Annotated in this window: 17 protein-coding genes; 12 read left to right on the top strand and 5 right to left on the bottom strand. The window is 62.2% G+C overall.

Annotation, left to right across the window (positions count from 1 at the left end):
* Window positions 1-16 precede the first annotated feature (16 nt).
* The gene (locus tag ABIB44_RS17180; RefSeq protein WP_354585902.1) at window positions 17-856 is read left to right on the top strand and encodes an alpha/beta fold hydrolase; all 840 of its coding nucleotides are present in this window, start codon (window positions 17-19) and stop codon (window positions 854-856) included.
* 182 nt (window positions 857-1038) lie between these two features.
* Here ABIB44_RS17180 and ABIB44_RS17175 read toward each other — a convergent pair whose 3' ends face one another.
* From ABIB44_RS17175 to tsaD, 5 genes are all read right to left on the bottom strand, one after another.
* Window positions 1039-2106, bottom strand: a complete 1068-nt coding sequence (locus ABIB44_RS17175) for a fatty acid desaturase family protein (protein ID WP_354585901.1) — start codon at window positions 2104-2106, stop codon at window positions 1039-1041.
* Between the two features lie 84 nt (window positions 2107-2190).
* Window positions 2191-2685 carry an HNH endonuclease gene (locus ABIB44_RS17170; protein ID WP_354585900.1) on the bottom strand — a complete coding sequence of 165 codons (495 nt, stop codon included), beginning with the start codon at window positions 2683-2685 and terminating at the stop codon, window positions 2191-2193.
* 174 nt (window positions 2686-2859) lie between these two features.
* Entirely contained in the window at window positions 2860-3651 is a 792-nt protein-coding gene (locus ABIB44_RS17165; protein ID WP_354585899.1) for a C40 family peptidase, read from the bottom strand.
* Between the two features lie 93 nt (window positions 3652-3744).
* A complete protein-coding gene (smpB, locus tag ABIB44_RS17160) occupies window positions 3745-4203 on the bottom strand; it encodes an SsrA-binding protein SmpB (protein ID WP_354585898.1) in 459 nt (152 codons plus the stop codon).
* An 86-nt stretch (window positions 4204-4289) separates the two neighbouring features.
* Window positions 4290-5303: a tRNA (adenosine(37)-N6)-threonylcarbamoyltransferase complex transferase subunit TsaD gene (tsaD, locus tag ABIB44_RS17155; protein WP_354585897.1), complete on the bottom strand. Its 1014-nt coding sequence runs from the start codon at window positions 5301-5303 to the stop codon at window positions 4290-4292.
* A gap of 367 nt (window positions 5304-5670) precedes the next feature.
* On the opposite strand from tsaD, the gene ABIB44_RS17150 reads away from it, so the two are divergent.
* The 11 genes from ABIB44_RS17150 (at window position 5671) to ABIB44_RS17100 (ending at window position 20087) form a co-directional block, all read left to right on the top strand.
* On the top strand, window positions 5671-10284 hold the full coding sequence (locus tag ABIB44_RS17150) for a translocation/assembly module TamB domain-containing protein (RefSeq protein WP_354585896.1): 4614 nt from the start codon (window positions 5671-5673) through the stop codon (window positions 10282-10284).
* 167 nt (window positions 10285-10451) lie between these two features.
* Window positions 10452-11351 (top strand): cell division protein FtsX, encoded by a 900-nt coding sequence (locus tag ABIB44_RS17145; RefSeq protein WP_354585895.1) that lies wholly within the window; start codon window positions 10452-10454, stop codon window positions 11349-11351.
* Window positions 11352-11507: 156 nt separating this feature from the next.
* Window positions 11508-11843: a DUF3098 domain-containing protein gene (locus ABIB44_RS17140; RefSeq protein WP_354585894.1), complete on the top strand. Its 336-nt coding sequence runs from the start codon at window positions 11508-11510 to the stop codon at window positions 11841-11843.
* A gap of 82 nt (window positions 11844-11925) precedes the next feature.
* The gene (locus tag ABIB44_RS17135; RefSeq protein ID WP_354585893.1) at window positions 11926-12756 is read left to right on the top strand and encodes an undecaprenyl-diphosphate phosphatase; all 831 of its coding nucleotides are present in this window, start codon (window positions 11926-11928) and stop codon (window positions 12754-12756) included.
* A 2-nt stretch (window positions 12757-12758) separates the two neighbouring features.
* Window positions 12759-13601, top strand: coding sequence for a tRNA pseudouridine(55) synthase TruB (truB, locus tag ABIB44_RS17130; RefSeq protein ID WP_354585892.1), 843 nt, complete (start codon window positions 12759-12761; stop codon window positions 13599-13601).
* 60 nt (window positions 13602-13661) lie between these two features.
* The gene (locus tag ABIB44_RS17125) at window positions 13662-14615 is read left to right on the top strand and encodes a bifunctional riboflavin kinase/FAD synthetase (RefSeq protein ID WP_354585891.1); all 954 of its coding nucleotides are present in this window, start codon (window positions 13662-13664) and stop codon (window positions 14613-14615) included.
* Between the two features lie 158 nt (window positions 14616-14773).
* A complete protein-coding gene (locus ABIB44_RS17120) occupies window positions 14774-16033 on the top strand; it encodes a carboxypeptidase-like regulatory domain-containing protein (protein ID WP_354585890.1) in 1260 nt (419 codons plus the stop codon).
* Window positions 16034-16117: 84 nt separating this feature from the next.
* Window positions 16118-17356 (top strand): carboxypeptidase-like regulatory domain-containing protein, encoded by a 1239-nt coding sequence (locus ABIB44_RS17115; protein ID WP_354585889.1) that lies wholly within the window; start codon window positions 16118-16120, stop codon window positions 17354-17356.
* The gene (locus tag ABIB44_RS17110) at window positions 17353-18051 is read left to right on the top strand and encodes a CoA transferase subunit A (RefSeq protein WP_354585888.1); all 699 of its coding nucleotides are present in this window, start codon (window positions 17353-17355) and stop codon (window positions 18049-18051) included. The genes ABIB44_RS17115 and ABIB44_RS17110 overlap by 4 nt, the downstream gene beginning before the upstream one ends.
* Window positions 18052-18202: 151 nt before the next feature.
* Complete coding sequence (locus ABIB44_RS17105; RefSeq protein ID WP_354585887.1) at window positions 18203-18862, top strand: 3-oxoacid CoA-transferase subunit B; 660 nt, start codon at window positions 18203-18205, stop codon at window positions 18860-18862.
* Window positions 18863-18920: 58 nt separating this feature from the next.
* Complete coding sequence (locus ABIB44_RS17100; RefSeq protein ID WP_354585886.1) at window positions 18921-20087, top strand: hypothetical protein; 1167 nt, start codon at window positions 18921-18923, stop codon at window positions 20085-20087.
* Window positions 20088-20266 lie beyond the last annotated feature (179 nt).

Below are 20266 nucleotides of genomic sequence, written 5' to 3'. Positions count from 1 at the left end.
AACGACTCTTTCAAACATGGCGCATATCAAAGCAGGCAACGACAAGGCCGGGCATCCGGTAAATATTTTCTACGAAGACTGGGGGCAGGGCGCGCCGGTGGTGCTCATCCACGGCTGGCCCCTCGACCACACCATGTGGGAGCATCAGGCCGTGGCGCTGGCCCAGGCCGGCCACCGCGTGATTGCCTACGACCGGCGCGGATTCGGCCGCTCGTCGCGCCCCTGGGGCGGCTACGACTACGACACCCTGGCTGCCGACCTCAACGCCCTGCTCACCGAGCTCGACCTGACCGGCGTGACGCTGGTGGGCTTCTCGATGGGTGGCGGCGAAATTGCCCGCTACATCGGCAACTACGGCCAGCAGCGCATTGCCCGCGTGGCCTTCGTGAGCGCCGTGACGCCCTACATGCTGCACACCGGCGATAACCCCGAGGGCGTACCGCAAAAGGTATTCGATGGCATGCACAAGGGTATCAAAGAGGACCGTTTTGCTTTCCTCGAAAGCTTCGCCAAGGACTTCTACGGCCAGAGCCTCATCAGTCACCCCGTGAGCCAGGCCGTGCTGAACTGGAACCAGACCGTGACCACGCTAGCCGCCCCCAACGCTACCGACGACTGCGTGACCTCCTTCTCGGGCACCGACTTCCGCGACGACCTGAAGAAAATCACGGTGCCCACCCTCGTCATTCACGGCGATAAGGACCAGACCGTGCCCTTCCCCGTGAGCGGCGAGCGCACTGCCAAAATGGTGGCCGGTGCCGAGCTGAAAGTGTACGAAGGCGAGCCCCACGGCCTGTTTTTCACGGCCAAAGACAAGCTGACCAAAGACCTGCTAACCTTTGTGGGCGGCAAGTAATTAGTTAATTTCTGCACAAGCAAAAGGCCCCGACACAATTGCGTCGGGGCCTTTTCTGTGGGCGCTGGTCTGACCGCCCTAGGCGGTCTGACCGGTTGAAGAACCACCAGTTCAACCTCCCGACAACCGGTCAGACCGCCTAGGGCGGTCAGACCAATTTAGACCTAGACCGGCGCATAGCCTTAGGCCGCGCGGCCCATCTGGCGCAGGTAGCCCACGTGCGAGGCAATGGCGGTGCGGGTGTGCTTGTAGTTGTTGTACGTCACATCGAACTCGGCGCAAACCTGCTGCACAATTTTGCTGATGGCCGGGTAGTGTACGTGCGAGATTTTGGGGAACAGGTGGTGCTCAATCTGGAAGTTTAGGCCGCCTACCAGCCAGCTAATCACTTTGTTGTCGGTCGCGAAGTTGGCGGTGGTGCGCACTTGGTGAATGGCCCACTCGTCCTCCAGCTTGCTCGTAACGGCGTGGGGCACCGGGAAAGCGGCATCTTCCACGGTGTGGGCCAGCTGGAACACCATGCTCAGTACCAGGCCAGCCACGGCCGTGCTCAGCATGAAGCCGGCCAGCCAAGGCAGAAAGCCCACCATGTAGATAGGCAGCGCCACGTACAGCAGCAGGTTCAGCGCCTTGAAGCCCCAGAAGCTGACGTGCTCACCGGCGTTCATGGGCTTGAGGCCAATGGCTCCAATCTGGCGCGAGAAGTACTTCTGGTAGTCCATCGCGAAAATCCAGGAGATGTAGAGCATGCAGTACAGCGCCCAGAAGTAGAAATGCTGGTAGCGGTGCAGGGCATGCTTGGGCTGGTCGGGCGTCATGCGCATCCAGGGCTGGATGTTGATGTCATCGTCGTGGCCCTCGATGTTGGTGTAGGTGTGGTGGATGAGGTTGTGCTTGGAGTTCCACATGTAGGGGCTGCCGCCGAGCACGCCGAGCGTGTAGGCCGCCAGCTTATTCACCCAGGCAAAGCGCGAGAAGCTGCCGTGCGCCCCGTCGTGCATCACATTAAAGCCAATGGCCGCGATATCGAGGCCCACCAATGCGCATTCCAGCAGCGCCCAGCCGGTGGGCGGCGTGAAAAACACCAGATGCACGTAAAGCGCAATCAGAATACTGACCAACAACACCGCCTTGAATAGAAGGCTGAAGTTGCCCGTCATTCGCTGCCCCGACTCTTCGAAGTATTGATTGATTCGGGTTTTGAGCTCGGTATGAAACGAGCGACTGGCAGCAAAGCGGGGAAGGGCCATAGGCGGAGAGATGGGAATATTGAGCGGTAAAGATACCCCTCCTCAACACCATCCATGCCAACATAGTTGGCCAAGGCCCGAAAGTTAGTTCAGGTACGCATGCCAGTTCTGGTCAATCGTGCCCGCCGACAGGCGCAGAAAACCCGCCAGCGTGGGCTTTTTGGGCTGCTGCCGAATGGTTAGGCCGGCCTCGCTGGGCGTGTGATGACCCTTGGCGTGGTTGCAGCGGGCGCAAGCCGTGAGCAGATTCGTCCAGCTCGATTCGCCGCCGCGCGAGCGGGGCAGTACGTGGTCGAGGGTCAGGTTTTTGAGCGAGCCGCAATACTGACACTCAAAATGGTCGCGCTTGAAAATATTGTGGCGGCTCAGCGCGATGCCTTTGTAGGGCACGCGCACGTAGCGTTGCAGGCGGATGATGCTCGGCTTGGGATAGGCGTGCGAAATAGTCCGCAGCGTGCCGTGTTCGGACTTCGCTATCATTTCCGCCTTGTCCAGAAACAGGAGTACAAACGCCTTTTGCACGCTGCACAGGGTGATGGCGGTATAGTCGCCATTCAGCACTAACACTTTTTGGTCCATACACACTTTTGGGTTCGGATAACCCGCCGAAAGCTAGCGGTTTCCGGCCAGATAAACAAGTGCGGCAGGGTTAAGTTCAGTGAGCGGTTGGGGAAGGAAAAACGAACGTCATGCTTCGGCTGCGCTCAGCATGACGTTCTGTTCACAAGCTGCTCGCGCCTCCCCCTCCTCTCCTTACTCCGGCAGCAGGCGCTTTATCAGGCGCAGCTGGTGCGAATACTTCTGCCGACCGCGGTTGAAGATGCCGTTGTGGTCGAGCGGGTCGAGGCGCACCTCGCCGTGGGCGTGCAGAATCTGGCCTTCGTCTAGCACCATGCCCACGTGCACGATGCGGCCCTCGGCGTTGTCGAAAAATGCCAGGTCGCCGGGCTTGGTCTGAGTCACGAAATGCACCGGCCGGCCATGGTCGACCTGCTGGCGGGCATCGCGCGGCAGCTGAATGCCCACCAACCCGTAGAGCTGCTGGCACAGGCCCGAGCAGTCGAGCCCGAAAACGCTTTTGCCGCCCCACACATAAGGGGCCTTCAGGTACATGAGGGCAATTTTGCGCAGCAGGGCCGTTTGGCGGCCCAGGTCGGGCGCGGCGGTGGGGTTGGTGGCGGTGCCGTTGTAGAAGTACAACTGGTCGCCGATGCGCACGTTCATGCCGTCGAAAAACGGCAGCCGGCAGCCCAGCGTGAGCGGAATTTTAGTAGTGGCATCGCTCACGGCCTGCACCACGTCGAGGGCGCGGGGATGGTCCTGCGCGCCCCAGGCAGCATAATACTCCGGCGAAACGGGCGTATGCTGCTTGAAATCCATCCAGCCCACGTAGTCATCGGCGGCCAACTGCACCTGAAGCCAGCTGCCTTGGGTGGCCAAAATCTGATAGCACTCGCCGAAGAGCAGCTGGGTAACGAGCTCGGCCCGGTCGTTGGGCTCGGCGCGAACGGGGACGGCGCTGAGCGCGCAGATGCCGGGATTCAAAGTGGTGAGGTGGTGAAATGGTGAGCGGTGAGTTGATGCAAAGAACGGTAGCTGGGGGCTTACTCACCATCTCACCACCCCACCATTTCACCGCTACAGCCGGTCCATGTCGCGCTTCTGGGCTTTTTCCTTGAGGTCGTTACGCTTGTCGTAGAGCTTTTTGCCCTGGGCGAGGGCTATTTCAATTTTAGCGAAGCCGCGGTCGGTCACGAACAGGCGCAGGGGGATGATGGTCAGGCCCTGGTCCACCGCTTTGCCGGCCAGCTGCTTCAGCTCGCGCTTGTTGAGGAGCAGCTTACGGGCGCGCATGGCGTCGTGGTTGTTGTAAGTACCTAAGGAATAAGGCGCGATGCGGATGCTGTGAATCCAGAGGTCGCCGCGCTGGTCGAAGGTGCAGTAGCCGTCGGTCAGGTTCACGTTGCCCTCGCGGATGCTTTTTATTTCGGTCCCTTGCAGCATCACGCCCGCGTCGTACTTGGCCAGAAAGGTGTATTCGTGGCCCGCGCGGCGGTTTTTAATGTTGATGATGACGGGTTTAGCTTCTTTGGCCATTGGGCTAGTTGTCAGTTATTCGTTGTCAGGTGCTAGTCTAACGGCGGCGGATGAGGCGGCAAAGGTAGAACGATAGTGCCGGGAGGTTACGTCAGCTTCAGGCGCGGGTTGGGGCTGGTGAGTTGACTGGCAAAGTCGCCGGCCTCGTACTGGAAATGCGCCGTCATGGCCACCATGGCGGCGTTATCGGTGCAAAAGGCGAAATCGGGGATGAACACCTGCCAGCCCTGGGCCACGGCCTCGGCCTCCAACGCAGTGCGCAGGCCCGAGTTGGCGGCCACGCCCCCAGCCAGCGCCACCTGCGTAAGGCCGGTATCGGCGGCGGCGCGACGCAGCTGGCGCAGCAGCGTGGCCACGATGGTGTGCTGGATGCCGGCGCAGAGGTCGGCCAGGTTTTCGGCCACGAAGTCGGGGTTGGTGGCGGTCTGCTTTTTCAGGAAGTAAAGCACCGCCGTTTTCAGGCCGCTGAAGGAGAAGTCGTAGCCCGGCATGGCCCCCACCGGGAAGGCGAACCGGAGCGGGTCGCCCTGGCGGGCCAGCTTGTCGAGATGCGGGCCGCCGGGGTACGGCAGGCCGAGCAGCTTGGCGGTTTTGTCGAAGGCCTCGCCAGCAGCATCATCAATCGTCGAGCCGATAACGTCCATTGCCAGCGCCGACTTCACCACCACCAACTGGGTGTGCCCGCCGCTCACCGTCAGGCACAGGAAGGGAAATGCTGGCTTGGGGTCGCGGATGAAATGGGCCAAGATGTGGGCGCGCATATGGTTCACGGCCAGCAGCGGCTTGTCGAGGGCCAGGGCCAGGGTTTTGGCAAACATGCCACCTACTAATAAGGAGCCCAGCAGGCCGGGGCCCTGGGTTACGGCCACCGCGTCGAGGTCAGCCTTGGTGATGCCGGCCTGCTTGAGCGCGGCCGTGACGACGGGCAGCAGGTGTTGCTGGTGGGCGCGCGAAGCCAGCTCGGGCACCACGCCGCCGTATTGCTCGTGTACCTTCTGGGTGGCCACCACGTTGCTTAGCAGCTCACCACCGGCCAGCACGGCGGCCCCGGTGTCGTCGCAAGATGATTCGATGGCGAGGATGATGGGATAGGCGGGCATGGTATCAGAAATGAGAAAAGCAAAAAACGTCAAACAGCAGATTACGCATCTGTTTCGCCTGCCATCCTGAGCGAAGCGAAGGACCTTACCGCGCTCTAACGATTCGTTCCGGCGTCATAGGGTCCTTCGCTCGGCTCAGGATGACAAATGAAACAGGCGCATTGGCACTGGATGAGCATGCAGCTGCACCGCCAACACCGTTTGGCCCAACCCTTGCGAAGGCGCAAAGTTCGGGCACGAACGGCGAACCCGGGTCGCGCCCCGGCCGTTCCTGTGCGTAGCCAACCCAAAGCATTTGGCCTAACTGGCTAAAAAGCCGCAACTTTGCGGATTATCGGTCTTTTTCGTTTTCTTCCCTCCTGTCCCGGTGCGTCGTTTCCTCGCCATTTTGCTGAAAGTACTGCTGGGCCTCGGGCTGCTGCTGGTGCTGGCCGTGGTGGGGGCGCTGCTGGCACTACGGGTGCCGAGCGTGCAAACCCGCCTCGCCCGCGAGGCCGCCGCCGTGCTCACCCGCAAGCTGGGCCAACCCGTTACCATCGGGCGGGTCGACGTGCGGCCCTTCTCCAGCGTGCTGCTGGAGGGCATGCGGGTGCAGGACCGGCGCGGCGGTGAGCTGTTCAGCGTTGGGCGGGCCGATGCCGACATTTCGCTGTTCTCGGTGTTCGACCCGCGCCACCTGCACGTGGCCACGCTCACCCTGAACGAGCCGCGCTTTATCCTGCGCAACCTGCCCGGCCAGCCCGACACCACGACTTTCAGCCATTTTATGCGGGCTGTGAAGCGCCTCATCGGCCCCTCAACGGACACGACAAAGTCCGCCCCATTCGATTTCCAGGTGGCCAAGGTGGCGCTGCGCAACGGGCATTTCGCCATTTTGAAGGACGACGTGCCCCGGTCCAAAACCTACGGCAAGAGCATCGACTACGCCCACATGGTGGTTGACAGCATCTACGCCGACATCTCCAATATTCACCTCGGCGACACGCTCGGGCTGCGCATCAGCCAGCTGCACGCAGTGGAAACGCCCTCGAAAACCCAGCTGCGCGAAATCACGGCCGACATGACGTACGGGGCGCATTTCTGGGAATTTAAGGATTTGAGTCTGCGCGTGGGGCGCAGTCAGATTAAGGATTACCTGCGGTTTGAATTCCGGGTGTTCAGCAACTTCACCGACTACAACGACTCGATGAAGACCATTGCGCGCCTGCGCAATTCCAAGATTTATTCCGAAGACATTGCCAGCTTCGCACCGCAGTTGAGCGAGCTGCACGAGTCGGTCGCGCTGTCGGGCGATGCCTCGGGCTACGTGCGCGATTTCAAAGTAAACAACCTCGATTTGCGCTACGGTACCGGCACGCACATCGTGGCCAAGCGCGCCCACGCCGACGGCCTGCCCAACTACAAGGAGAGCTTTTTTGATTTTCGCCTGCTGCCCTCGGTGGTGGAGGCCCGCGATTTGAAGAAGTGGCTGCCGGCCTCGGCCAACAAGATGGTGCAGCCGCTGGGCCGCGTGAAAGTGCAGGGCCAGCTGCTGGGCTTTTACAGCGACTTTGTGGCCAACGCCTCGTTCGACACCGCCCTGGGCTTTGTGGCCACCGACGTGAACCTGAAGACCAAAACCGACCTCACGCACGCGACCTACGAGGGCACGGTGCGCAGCCAGGCCTTTCAGCTGGGCAAGTTTTTGGGCGATGAAAGCGTAGTGCGGGACGTGACGTTGAACGGGCGCGTGGCCGGCACGGGCTTCCTGCCGGCCTTCGCCACGGGCCGGGCCAAGCTCACGGTGCCCGCCATCTGGCTGAACGGCTACCGCTACCGCAACATCGCCTTCGACGGCGTGTTCAAGCCCCTGCACTTCGACGGACACGCCAGCATCAACGACCCGGCGGTGCGGCTGGTGGCCGACGGCCACGTGGACCTGGAGCGCAAGCACGAGAACGTGAACGTGCAAACCAAAATCGACTACGCCAACCTGCGCACCCTGGGCCTGACGAGCCAGCCGCTGACGGTGAGCACCACGGCCAACGTGAAGTTCAAAGGCATTCAGCTCGACTCGCTTATCGGCTACGCCTACCTGCGGAACTCGCGCTTCGGGCTCGATGGCCGCGTGCTGCGCCTCGACACGCTGGACGTTGTCAGCACCCGCAACCGGCTGAACTACCGCACGGTAACGGTGCGCTCGGAGGCCCTGAACGCCAACGTGGCCGGCACCTTCAACACCTCCGACGTGGTGCGCGACGTGCAAACGCTCATCACCGAGTACCGCCTCAATTTCGAGAGCAACGCCGCCGCCACGGCCGCTTACTACCAGCGCAAGCAGCAGCGCACGCTGCCCGTGTATCAGGTCGATTTGCTGCTGAACCTGAAGAAGCCCAACCCGGTGCTGCAGCTATTTGTACCCGAGCTGGAGGTGGCCGGCGGCAGCCGCATCGACGGCTCGTTCCGGAGCGGCAGCACCAGCATTTTTCAGCTCGGCGGGCACCTCGACAGCCTGCGCTACGGGCCGGTGCGCACCGTGAACGACGATTTCGACTTCCTGACCTCGAAGCTGCCCTACCAGCCCGACATCCTGGCCCAGGCCAGCATTACGAGCGACCGGCAGGTGCTGCCCGGGCTGGGCCGCACCGAAAAGTTTATCGTGGAAGGCGTGTGGGACCAGCAGCGCATCAACTTTTCGACCTCGTTGGCCCAAACGGGCACCACTAACAAAGCCACCATCAACGGCTCGCTGGGCTTTTTGCAGCGGGCGGTGGAGGTGATTTTTCGGAAGTCGGATGTGCGTTTGCTGGACAAGGACTGGACGATTGCGGAGAACAACTCGGTTAAGATTTCCAACTACGGCAAGGAGTTCGACATCAAGAACCTGACGTTCAGCAACGGCGAGCAGTTTGTGGGGGCGCAGGGCTTTATCTCGCCCGATGCCACCAAGCCGCCTTTACAACTGCAAATCAAGGACTTCGAGCTGGCCAGCCTCAAAACCCTGACCGGCCAAAACCTGGCCGGCCGCCTGAACGCCCAGGGCACGGTGAGCGGCGTGTACGGCCCCCTCACGATTACCAGCACGCTCGGCGTGGATTCGCTGAAGTACGACAACACCCTGATTGGCCAAGTGGCCGGCCGGGCCGATTGGGACAATGCCGCCGGTAAGCTGCGCACCAACCTCGACGTGGCCCGCAACGGGCAGTCGGTGCTCACGGTGCTGGGCGACATCGCGCCGGGTAGCAAAACCAACCAATTCAACCTCACGGGCACCCTGAATGATGCCCCCCTGGTGCTGGCGCAGCCGTTTTTGGGCTCGCTCTTCAAAAACATCGGCGGCACGGGGCGCGGCGAGCTGCGGCTCACGGGCCTGTTTGCCGCGCCCAACCTGCTGGGGGCCGTGGACGTGAGCAACGGCCGCCTCACGTTCGGCTACCTGGGCACGACCTACACCTTCTCCGACCGCATCAGCTTCACCAACACGTCGATTGAGTTTCGCAACGTGCGGCTGCGCGACGTGCTGGGCAACACCGGCACCGTCGACGGCATTGTGCGCCACCAGGGGTTCAAAAACATGAGCCTGGACATTGCGGCCAACTTCCGCAAGATGCAGGTGCTCAACACGACGCGCAAGGACAACGAGCTGTATTTCGGCACGGCTTACGCCACCGGCACGGCCCGCGTCACGGGGCCCACCAACGACCTCGATATCACGGTGCGAGCCAGCAGCGAGGCTGGCACCCGCGTGAGCCTGCCCCTCGACAACGCCGCCAAGGCCGAGAAGGCTGGCTACATCAAGTTCGTGAACAACAACCCATTGCTTGACACCACCAAAACGAAGAAAGTGGTAGTAGCGGCAACCGAAAAGGTGGACTTGTCGGGCCTGCGCCTGAACATGAACCTGACCATCACGCCGGAGGCCTACGTCGAGATTCTGCTCGATGAGAGCACCGGCGACGTAATTCGGGGCTCGGCGGCCGGGCAGCTGCGGCTGGCCATCGATACGCGGGGCGAGTTCAACATGTACGGGCAAGTCGAAATCGTGCGCGGGGCGTATAATTTCACGCTGCAGGGCCTGGTAAACAAGGAGTTCGTGGTGCGCCCCGGCGGCATCATTTCCTGGAATGGCGACCCGCTGGCCGGCGAGATGAACCTCACGGCTACCTACACGCAGCGCACGTCGCTGGCCCCGGTGCTGGAGAGTGGCGCGTCGGGCAGCGTGGCTGTGGTGCCCGTGACGGCCGTGATGAACCTAACTGGCCCGCTTCTGCTGCCGGCCATCAAGCTCAACCTCGAATTCAACGACGCGCCGGGCACGCTACAGGGCGATTTGGCGGCCTTCACGGCCTCACTCCGCAACGATGAGCAGGAGCTGAACCGCCAGGTTTTCAGCCTGCTGGTGTTCAAGCAGCTGTCGCCGCGTGGGTCGTCGCTGGGCAGCACCATTTCCATCAAAGGCCAGGACAATACAGTGTCGAACAGCTTGGGCCAGATTCTGAGCACCCAGCTGGGCCTGCTCACCTCGCAGATTGACCAGAACCTGGAAATCGACTTTAACATCAACGGGCTCACCGCCGCCCAGCTGCAGGCCCTGCAGGTGCGCCTGAGCTACTCCTTCCTGAACGGCCGCCTGCGCGTGACCCGCGAGGGCGGCTTCACCAACAACCCCAACCTGGTGAGTCAGGGCACGGGCACCGGCACCACTCCTTCCACTGCTAATACCGCCGGCCAGGCCTCGCTGCTCGGCGACTTGAGCTTGGAATACTACTTGCGCCCCGACGGCAAGTTCCGGGCGAAGCTGCGCTACGAAACCACTCCGCGCGATTTGGAGACCATCAACCAGCCCCGGGCCGGCTTCTCGCTACTCTACACCGAGCAGTTTAACACGTTCGGGGAACTGTTCACGCGTCTCATTCCGAAGAGCAAAGAGCGTAACATGCAGAAGGCCCGCGAAAATAAAGAGGTGATGACCGTGGACGAAGACCCTAGAACGACGCTGTAAGGACTATTAGAATCCAACTAAACGTCATGCGGAGCGCAGCCGAAGCATCTCTACCGCCATACTAAAATGGATTAGTTGCGCGGTAGAGATGCTTCGGCTGCGCTCCGCATGACGTTCTCGCCTCCCGCATACCCCCATATCCGCTTCCCTGCTACCTTTGCCCACATATGGCTGCCCCCTCCACCCCACATACCCGTAAGAAAAAGCTCGGCTCTTACCCCACGCTGCTCGTGGTGTTCAGCATCACGCTGGCTCTAGTGGTCATCGGCTTGTTCGGGCTGCTGCTGGTGCATGCCCAGAAACTAAGCGAAGTAGTGCGCGAAAACCTGGAGGTGCAGGTGTACCTCGACCGCGACTTACCCGAGACTGAATTGTTGCGTTTGCAGCAGGATTTGGGCCAGCAGGCTTTCGTGGCCGAGCGCAACGGCAAGCCCCAGATTCGCTTCGTGAGCAAGGAGGAAGGCGCGCGCCAGCTGCTGCAAAGCACTGGCGAGGACTTCCGCCAGTTCCTGGGCGACAACCCGCTGCGCGATGCCTACGTGCTGAAAATCAAGCCCGAATTCACCGACACCTTGCACCTGCGCCAGCTCAACCGCAGCATCAGCACGCAGCGCGGGGTGTTTGAGGTGCAGTACCCGCAGGATTTGTTTGCCAGCATCAACAACAACCTGACGCGGGTGAGCTTGGTACTGCTGGGCTTCGCGGCGGTGCTGGTGCTGGTGGTGGTGATTCTGATAAACAATACGATTAAGCTGGCGCTGTTCTCGCAGCGCTTTCTTATCCGGTCCATGCAACTGGTGGGCGCGACGCGCCTCTTTATCCAGCAGCCGTTCTTGCGGCGCGCCACCTGGCAGGGCCTGGCCAGCGGCGTACTGGCCGCGCTGCTACTCGTGGCGCTGCTGCAATACGCCTACCTCGAAGTAGAGCCGCTGCGCCTGTTGCGCGACGACCTGCGCCTGGGCCTGCTGCTGCTGGGCGTGGTGGTGCTGGGCGTGGTTATCGGCTTTTTCAGCTCGGCCCGCGCCGTGCACAAGTACCTTCAAATGTCGCTCGACGACCTGTATTAAATTCTTTGAAACAATCAGGAACGTCCTGCTGAGCGCAGCCGAAGCATTTCGCGTGCTTCAACTAATGCTAATAAATTGAATTACTGCCCCGAGCGAGATGCTTCGGCTGCGCTCAGCAGGACGTTCTATTGACAACGACCCATCGACAACTGCCTTATGCAACCAACCACTTTCCGCTTCGCCTTTGGCCCCCGCAACTACCGCCTGATGTGGGCCGGCCTGGCCCTGCTAGCCGCCGGCTTCATCACGATGATGTTTGGCGACAAGGCCAATTACGGTGAGGACTTCGTCGGCATCACGCTGGGGCCACTGCTGCTGCTGGCGGGCTTCGCGGTCGAGTTTGCCGCCATTATGGTGCGCGATAAGTCGCTGGTCGTTGCGCCCGTAGCGCCCGCCTTCACGCCCACCCTCACGGCCGAGCAGATAGCCGCCGCCAATGCGCCCGTAGCGCCAGCGGCACCAACCACCGCGCCCACCTACAAGCGCCTCTAAATTAGTGGTTAACGGTTAGTGATTAATGGTAAATCCCAGCAAGTCATTAACCACTAACCGCTAACCATTAACCGTTGATTAGATGACTTACTGGCACGCGCTGCTCCTCGCCATCGTGGAGGGCATAACTGAGTTTTTGCCCGTTTCCAGCACCGGGCACATGATTATTGCCTCGGCGCTGCTGGGCATTCCGCCCACGCCGTTTTTCAAGCTCTACCTCGTCCTGATTCAGTTGGGGGCCATTCTGTCGGTGTTGGTGGTTTACTGGAAGCGTTTTTTTCAGAACATCGACTTCTACCTGAAGCTGCTGGTGGCCTTTCTGCCGATTGTGGTGGTGGGGTTGCTGTTCAAAAAGCATATTGATGCGCTGCTCGAATCGGTTACGACCGTGGCCGTGATGCTGGTCGTGGGCGGCGTGGTGCTATTGTTCGTCGACCGCTGGTTTCCGCAGGAGGACCCCAAGGAAGGCGGCCACCCGGTTACCAACCCCAGCTTCAAGGAAGCACTGATAATCGGGCTGTTCCAGTGCCTGGCGGTGGTGCCGGGTACCAGCCGCTCGGCGGCCACCATCGTGGGCGGCCTCACCCAGAAGCTGACGCGCAAGGCGGCGGCCGAGTTTGCCTTCTTCCTGGCCATGCCCACGATGGCGGCGGCGGCGGTGAAGGACATTTACGACTACTACAAGGAGGCCAAAGCGGCCGGCACTGATGTGGCCCATCTGTTTTCGGCGGCCGAGGTAAAGATGCTGGTGCTGGGCAACGTGGTGGCGTTTGTGGTGGCGCTGCTGGCCATCCGGCTGTTCGTGGGGTTCGTAGCGAAGTACGGTTTCCGGGCCTTTGGCATTTACCGCATCATTGCGGGCGGTATTTTGTTGATTATGTTGGCGTTGAAGCTGCCGTTGAACGTATTGTAAGGATGACGACGAAAACCCTGGCCGATTACGATTTTGAAACGGGCGAAGTGCTGCTGCTCGACAAGCCCCTGACGTGGACTTCGTTCGACGTGGTGCGCAAGGTGAAAGGCGCGCTGCGCATTAAGAAAATCGGCCATGCCGGTACCCTCGACCCCCTGGCCACCGGCCTGCTCATTCTCTGCACCGGCAAGAAAACAAAGGAAATCGACCTCATTCAGGCCCAGGAAAAGGAATATGCCGGCACCTTCCGCCTCGGCGAAACCACGCCCAGCTTCGACCTCGAAACCGCCGTGGACATGGCCCGCCCCTTCGCCCACCTCACCGATGAGCAGATTCGGGCGGCCACGGAGCAATTCACCGGCCTCATCCAACAAATACCGCCCATTTTCTCAGCCGTGAAAGTGGATGGCAAGCGCGCCTACGAGTTGGCCCGCACCGGCCAGGAAGCCGAAATCAAACCCAAGACGGTCGAAATCAAGACCTTTGAAATCACGCGCATCGAGCTGCCGGAAATTGATTTTCGGGTAGTCTGCTCGAAGGGCACCTACATCCGCAGCCTGGCGCGCGACCTGGGCGTGGTCCTGGGCTGCGGCGCGCACCTCACGCGGCTGGTGCGCATGCGCATCGGCGAGTTTCGGGTGGAGGACGCGTTTTCGCTCGAAGCCCTTGAGGCTCTGCGCCCACCTCGGCCCGAAGGCGACGGCCCCGCCCGCCCCCGCCGCGAGCGGCCCGCCACCGCGCCCAACCGCGCCGGCCTGCAATATTTCGCCGCCCTGCAAGCCGATGCGCTGGCCGCCCAGCACCTCAAAGACGCGGCCGAAAAGCCCGAAACCAGTCCGGAGTAGGGCCCGGCCGCTACCTTCGTAGCTCGTTCCGCTTCATCTTACCCGCTTCCCCGGTGCCTTATGCACGTCATCCACGACCCGGCCCAATTCCCGTTTCTTGGCAATGCCGTCGTCACCAGCGGCACGTTTGATGGCGTGCATGTTGGGCACCAGCGCATTCTGGCGCGGCTGCGTGAGGTGGCACAGGCCAGCGGCGCACCGTCGGTGGTGATTACCTACTGGCCGCACCCGCGCCTGGTGCTGGGCCCGCCCCCCTCCCACCCCGAGCTGCTGGAGCTGCAGCTGCTGAACACGCTGGAGGAGCGCATTGCCCGGCTGGCCGCGCTGGGCGTCGACTACCTGCTCATCGTGCCCTTCACCAAGGAATTCGCCCAGTGGACTTCGGAAGATTATATCCAGAAGCTGCTGCTGCAAACAGTGGGCGCGCAGCAGCTGGTGATTGGCTACGACCACCGCTTTGGCAAAAACCGCGAGGGCGGCTTCGACTACCTCCGCCAGCACGCCGACCGCTACGGCCTGACGGTGGAAGAAATTCCACGCGAAGACGTGGATGCCGTGGGCGTGAGCAGCACCCGCATCCGGCAGGCGCTGCGACAGGGCGACGTGGCCACCGCCAACCGCTACCTGGGCTACCACTACCCCCTCACCGGCCGGGTGGAGCACGGCCAGAAGCTGGGCCGCACGATTGGCTACCCCACCGCCAACCTGCGCGTGGAGGAGCCCTTGAAGCTGGTGCCGGCGCGCGGCATTTATGCGGTGTGGTGTATTACGGCGGCCGGCACCCGGCACCCGGGCATGCTCAGCATTGGCGTGCGGCCCACCATTGGCCACGGTTTGGCCCAGACGATTGAGGTGAACCTGCTGGATTTTAGCGGCGATTTATACGAGCAGCTGCTGACGCTGGAGTTTGTGGCCTGGCTGCGGTCCGAAGAAAAATACGACGGGCTGGACGCGTTAACGACCCAACTGGCGTTGGATGCGCAGAACACCCGCGCGGCGCTGGCGGCGGGGTAAGTGTTTTGGCCGTATTGCCAGAGACGCCTGGTTGCGGCGCGGTCCGGAATGAATTGTGGCAGGACTGTTGAGAGCGTTTGCTCACCGATGAGACGCGAACAGGCATTTTTACTGTCGTTCGCCAATACGACTACTTACTATCAACTTATCTTCTTTCAATGAATTATCTGCGATTGTTGCTCCTGTGCTGCGGCGTATTGTTTTCCTTCGCCGCACAGGCGCAGAGCAAGATTACCGGCGTGGCCCTCGATTCGGTGACGCACGAGCCGCTGGCGTTTGCCAGCGTGTTTCTGGCCAATACCACGCTGGGGGCCACCACCACCGAGAAGGGCGAGTTTGAGTTTCCGCGCGTGCCGAAGGGCACCTACGACATTGTGGGTTCCTACGTGGGCTACCGCCTAGGCAAGCAAACCATTACGGTCGAATCCACGCCGCTCAAACTGACTATCAACCTCGCCCCTACGGGCAACCAGCTGGGCGAAGTGGTGGTGCGGCCCGAGCCCAACAAGCCCGAGCAGTACCGGCAGTTTGCCACGCTGTTCCTCGGCGGCAGCACGTTTTCGGAGCAGTGCCACATCAGCAACCCCGACGATGTGCGGGTGATGCTCGACGACTCGACCCAAGAGCTGACGGCCCGCACCAAGGAGTTTTTGCAGATTGACAACGACGCCCTGGGCTACCGCCTGAAATACTACGGCCTGTACTTTGCCTACGACAAAGAAGCGGGCTCGATTACCTACTACGGCCAGCCCGTGTTCGAGGAAATGAAACCGCGCGACGAGGGCCAGCGCCGGCTGTGGGCCGCCAACCGCCTCGCGGCCTACACGGGCTCGTTCATGCACTTTCTGCGCTGCGTGTACACCAACCGCCTGGAGGCCGGCAGCTTCCTCACCCAGCAGGTTAAGGTGATGCCCAACCCGCGCTACGAGCGCGCCCAGCAGCAGCGCGAAGCCCTGCTGGCCGCCGGCGCGGCCGGTGCCTACTCGCCCGCCGAAAAAGACTCGCTGCGCCGCTGGAGCCGCGAAGCGCCCGAGCTGGCCACGCTCTATTCTGAGCCCCGGCCCATTGACAGCCTGCGCCGGATGAAGCCCAACGGCCGCACCTACCTGCGCTACACCGGCGAGCTACAGGTGGCCCACTTCGGCGAAGCACCCGACCCGCGCTTCAAGCAGCCAATGAACACGCTGGGCTACTCGCGCACGCCGTTCCCGCCGCTGCGGCAGGTTTCGCGCCTGCAGCTGACCGACGGCGAGGCCGAGATTCAGGCCGACGGCTCGCTGCGCAACCCGCTCGCCGTGGCCATTGGCGGCTACTGGGGCTTCGAGAAAATTGGCGAGTTTCTGCCCTACGACTACGTGCCCACGGGCATGCCCGCACCAGCCCGGGCACCGGCCGCGCGGCCGGTGCGGCGGCGCTAGCACGCACATCGCGTGGCGGTAACTACCTTGGCGGGGTGGCCCCATTGGCGGCCGGCTTTTCTTATGGGTTTTTCTCATTTTGCTATGCCCCTCCCGGCGCGGCAGTGGCTGGCGCTGCTGCTAAGCCTGCTGCTGGCACCCGTGGCGGGGTGGGGGCAGGCTTCCGTGGCGGGGCAGGTGCGCGACTCGCTCACGCACGCACCGTTGCCGTTCGCCAGCGTGTTTCTGGCCAACACCACGCTGGGGGTGACGACCACCGACCGGGGCCGTTTTCTATTCGATAACGTACCGGCTGGCACCTACGACATCGTCGTTTCCTATGTGGGCTACCACTTGGCCAAGCAAACGGTGGTGGTGGGCAGCACGCCGCTTGAGCTACTGCTGCAGCCGGGGCCAGCCGCCAACCAGCTGGGCGAAGTCGTGGTGCGGCCCAACCCCAACCGGGCCGCCGACTACCAGCGTTTTGTGGAGCTATTTCTGGGCCGCACTTCCTTTTCGCAGCAGTGCCGCATCAGCAACCCCGACAACCTGCTGGTTGATTACGACCCGGCCCAGAACGTTTTGACGGCCTCAGCCTATAAGTTTGTGCAGGTCGATAACCAGGCACTGGGCTACCGCATCAAGTATTATGGCTTGCGCTTCAGCACCGATTTCGAGCGACACATTGTGCGTTTTTACGGTCAGCCGGTTTTCGAAGAAATGACGCCGCGCAACGCCCGCCAGCAGCAGCGCTGGCAGGCCAACCGCCGGGCGGCCTATTCCGGCTCGCTTACCCACTTTCTCAAGAGCGTGCGCGATGGCAGTGTCACGGCCGAAGGGTTTGTGGCCCGGCGGCTGCGCATCGTCCCCAACCCAAATTTCGCCCGGGCCGACAGCCTGCGCAAGCTGCTGTTGCGGCGGCGCCTGCACGAACAGTTGACGGCTACCGAAACGGACTCCCTGACCCGCTGGCACCTGGTGCCGTGGGGCCATTCCCTGCTGTACACCACCCCGCACCCGCTCGATAGCCTACGCCGGGTGTCGGCCGATGGTACCCACACGTTTCTGCGCTTTACCGACCACCTGCAGGTGAGCTACTTGCGCGAGGCTCCCGACCCGCTGTATCCCAGCGCACGGCGGCTGCCAGGTACGCCGGCAGCCAGCCAGCAGGTTTCGGAACTGGTGCCTTTGCTGCGGGAAATCGAGATTCTACCCAATGGCCAACTGGCCAATCCGCTGGGCGTATTGACCAACGAATACTGGGGATTCGAAAAAATGGGTGAATTTTTACCCCTGAATTACCTGCCGCCCGCGGCTACCAGCCCTTCCCACCCCACCCCATGATTGATAAAACCGTTCCCAATGCCGAGGCCGCCCTGCAAGGGCTGGCCGACGGCATGACCCTGATGCTCGGCGGCTTCGGCCTGTGCGGCATCCCCGAAAACGCGATTCAGGAAATCCTGCGCCTCGGCGTATGCAACCTGACCTGCATCAGCAACAACGCCGGCGTCGACGACTTTGGCATTGGCCGGCTGCTGCAAACCAAGCAGGTTCGGAAGATGATTTCGAGCTACGTGGGCGAAAACGCCGAGTTCGAGCGGCAGCTGCTCAATGGCGAGCTCGAAGTGGAGCTGATTCCGCAGGGCACGTTGGCCGAGCGCTGCCGGGCCGGGGGCGCGGGCATTCCGGCCTTCTTTACCCCGGCCGGCTACGGCACCGAAGTGGGCGAGGGCAAGGAAAGCCGCGAGTTCAACGGCAAGATGTACCTGATGGAAACTGCCCTGCACGCCGATTTCGCCTTCGTAAAAGCCTGGAAGGGCGACACCGCCGGCAACCTGGTCTACAAAGGCACGGCCCGCAACTTCAACCCGATGATGGCCACGGCTGGCAAAATCACGGTGGCCGAAGTGGAGGAGCTGGTGCCCGCCGGCGCGCTCGACCCCAACCAGATTCACACCCCGGGCATTTTCGTGCAGCGCATTTTCCAGGGCGAACAGTACGAGAAACGCATCGAGCAGCGCACGGTGCGCCAGTCATAAACCATGAAAATCAAGAACGTCATGCTGAGCGCAGTCGAAGCATCTCTACCGCAGCAGTAAACTCAATCGAAAGGATTAGTTGCACGGTAGAGATGCTTCGACTGCGCTCAGCATGACGCTCATCTACTCCTCCCCCATCCCACCCGAAACCATGCTAGACAAACACGGCATCGCCCGGCGCATCGCGCAGGAAGTTCAGAACAATTCCTACGTCAACCTCGGCATCGGTATTCCGACGCTGGTGGCCAACTACATCCCGGCCGGCATCAACGTCGAGCTGCAATCCGAAAACGGCCTGCTCGGCATGGGCCCCTTCCCCACGGAGGACCAGGTCGACCCCGACCTCATCAACGCCGGCAAGCAGACCGTGACCACCCTGCCCGGCTCCAGCATCTTTTCCTCGGCCGACTCGTTCGGCATGATTCGCGGCGAGCACGTCGACCTTACTATTCTGGGGGCGATGGAAGTTTCGGAGCGCGGCGACATTGCCAACTGGAAGATTCCGGGCAAGATGGTGAAAGGCATGGGCGGCGCGATGGACCTTGTGGCCTCGGCCAAGAACATCATCGTGGCCATGCAGCACGTAGCCCGCGACGGCTCCAGCAAGCTCTTGTCCGATTGTACGCTGCCCATCACGGGCCTGCGCTGCGTGAAGAAAATCGTGACCGAGCTGGCCGTGCTCGACGTGACGCCCGACGGCTTTGTGCTGCGCGAGCGCGCCCCCGGCGTATCGGTGGCGCAGATTGTGGCTGCCACCGCCGGCAAGCTGGTGGTGCCCGAAGGCGACGTCCCGGAGATGACCGGCGTGTAGCACCAGCGGAAGCTTACGGCACGGCGTATCTTCGCAAGTACCCTTTGCCCCCGAAGCCATGCGCCAACTCCTACCCTTGCTCCTGCTGGCGGCTGCGCCGGCTCTCGCCCAGACGACGTCCCCCGTCATCGACCGCACCGATTTCCCGTCGCTCACGGCGGGCGTCGACAGCCTGCGCCTGAGCGTGGCCAGCCCGGTGCTGCCGGCCAGTGCCCCGCCCCTGAGCCGGCGCGGGGCCAACCAAACCTGGAACTACACCGGGCTGGTACCCGTGAGCCAGCGGGTCGAATCGTTCGTGCCGGCCAGTGTTGTTACCGCTACTTCGCTCTTCTACTCCTTCACGTTTGGGGCGCTGGGCGGGGCCAACCGTGCTACCGTGGCCTCGCCCCAGGCCCTGCCAATACCGGCCGGGGCCAATTTGCCCATTGCCGTTACCGATACCTATCAGTTTTATAACCTGGCCGCCGCCGGGGCCACGCCGCAGGATTTCCGCTCGGTGGGTTTCGGCGCTTCGCTCAACGGCACGGCAATTCCGGTGACGTACGCCAGCGCCACCCAGCAGGACGTTATTTACCGCTTTCCGCTGAGCTTCGCCAGTCTGGCCGATTCCAGCAACTCCTTTTTTTCGACTCCGGCGGCCATTGCTTCGGCCGGCTACCTTAGCCAGAAGCGCAAGCGCGTGAACAAGCCCGATGCCTGGGGCGCGCTCACCACGCCCTTCGGCACGTTCCAGACGGTGCGGGTCGTTACTAAGCTCCTCGACCACGACAGCGTGGCCTTTGGCGGCATGCCCGGCCAGGGTTTCGATGTGCCGCTGACGCGCGAGTACAAGTGGCTGGCTAAGGGCCAGCACGTGCCGGTACTCACCATCACCACGCGCCTGCTGGCCGGCCAGGAAGTGGTGAGCGGCGTGGAATACCGCGACATCTACCGCCGCATCATTAGCCTGGCCACCCGCGACGCGGCCCTCGATGCCGGACTGGCCGCCGCGCCCAACCCTTCGGCCGTGGGCAGCGCGCTCGCGCTCAGCGTGCCGGCGGGCAGCGGGCCGCTCACGGTATCGGCGACCGATGTGGTGGGGCGGGTGCTGTTTCGGCGCAGCTACGCCGGCGGCCCGGCCAGCGTGCGCATCGAGGCAGAGGCCTTTGGCAGCTTCCGCGGGGTGGCTTTGCTGACGGTGCAAACGGCGCGCGGCACAGCCACCCGCCGGGTAGTGCGCGAGTAGGCCGGACCGGAACATTGCACCGTTTTGGCAGTTTTGCCGTTTAAGTACCCGTTGGCGGCATTCGCCAACGGGTTTTTTCATGGGTAAATTTGTGGGCCCGATAACCGCGCCGGCTCGCTTGGCTGGCGGCGGCATCGGCTTCCAAATAGCTCTTTTTCGATATTATGGCAACTTCTTCC

Origin of the sequence: Hymenobacter sp. UYCo722 (assembly GCF_040547115.1) — a bacterium.
In the GTDB taxonomy this organism is placed as follows: Bacteria; Bacteroidota; Bacteroidia; order Cytophagales; family Hymenobacteraceae; genus Hymenobacter.
The sequence above is the reverse complement of the archived record's forward strand: the minus strand, read 5'-3'. Positions and strand labels throughout refer to the sequence as shown.

Coding starts and splice junctions, on each gene's coding strand:
- ABIB44_RS17180 (WP_354585902.1), top strand. CDS start 17: ATGGCGCATATCAAAGCAGGCAACGACAAGGCCGGGCATCCGGTAAAT.
- ABIB44_RS17175 (WP_354585901.1), bottom strand. CDS start 2,106: ATGGCCCTTCCCCGCTTTGCTGCCAGTCGCTCGTTTCATACCGAGCTC.
- ABIB44_RS17170 (WP_354585900.1), bottom strand. CDS start 2,685: ATGGACCAAAAAGTGTTAGTGCTGAATGGCGACTATACCGCCATCACC.
- smpB (WP_354585898.1), bottom strand. CDS start 4,203: ATGGCCAAAGAAGCTAAACCCGTCATCATCAACATTAAAAACCGCCGC.
- tsaD (WP_354585897.1), bottom strand. CDS start 5,303: ATGCCCGCCTATCCCATCATCCTCGCCATCGAATCATCTTGCGACGAC.
- ABIB44_RS17145 (WP_354585895.1), top strand. CDS start 10,452: ATGGCTGCCCCCTCCACCCCACATACCCGTAAGAAAAAGCTCGGCTCT.
- ABIB44_RS17140 (WP_354585894.1), top strand. CDS start 11,508: ATGCAACCAACCACTTTCCGCTTCGCCTTTGGCCCCCGCAACTACCGC.
- ABIB44_RS17135 (WP_354585893.1), top strand. CDS start 11,926: ATGACTTACTGGCACGCGCTGCTCCTCGCCATCGTGGAGGGCATAACT.
- truB (WP_354585892.1), top strand. CDS start 12,759: ATGACGACGAAAACCCTGGCCGATTACGATTTTGAAACGGGCGAAGTG.
- ABIB44_RS17125 (WP_354585891.1), top strand. CDS start 13,662: ATGCACGTCATCCACGACCCGGCCCAATTCCCGTTTCTTGGCAATGCC.
- ABIB44_RS17120 (WP_354585890.1), top strand. CDS start 14,774: ATGAATTATCTGCGATTGTTGCTCCTGTGCTGCGGCGTATTGTTTTCC.
- ABIB44_RS17115 (WP_354585889.1), top strand. CDS start 16,118: ATGCCCCTCCCGGCGCGGCAGTGGCTGGCGCTGCTGCTAAGCCTGCTG.
- ABIB44_RS17110 (WP_354585888.1), top strand. CDS start 17,353: ATGATTGATAAAACCGTTCCCAATGCCGAGGCCGCCCTGCAAGGGCTG.
- ABIB44_RS17105 (WP_354585887.1), top strand. CDS start 18,203: ATGCTAGACAAACACGGCATCGCCCGGCGCATCGCGCAGGAAGTTCAG.
- ABIB44_RS17100 (WP_354585886.1), top strand. CDS start 18,921: ATGCGCCAACTCCTACCCTTGCTCCTGCTGGCGGCTGCGCCGGCTCTC.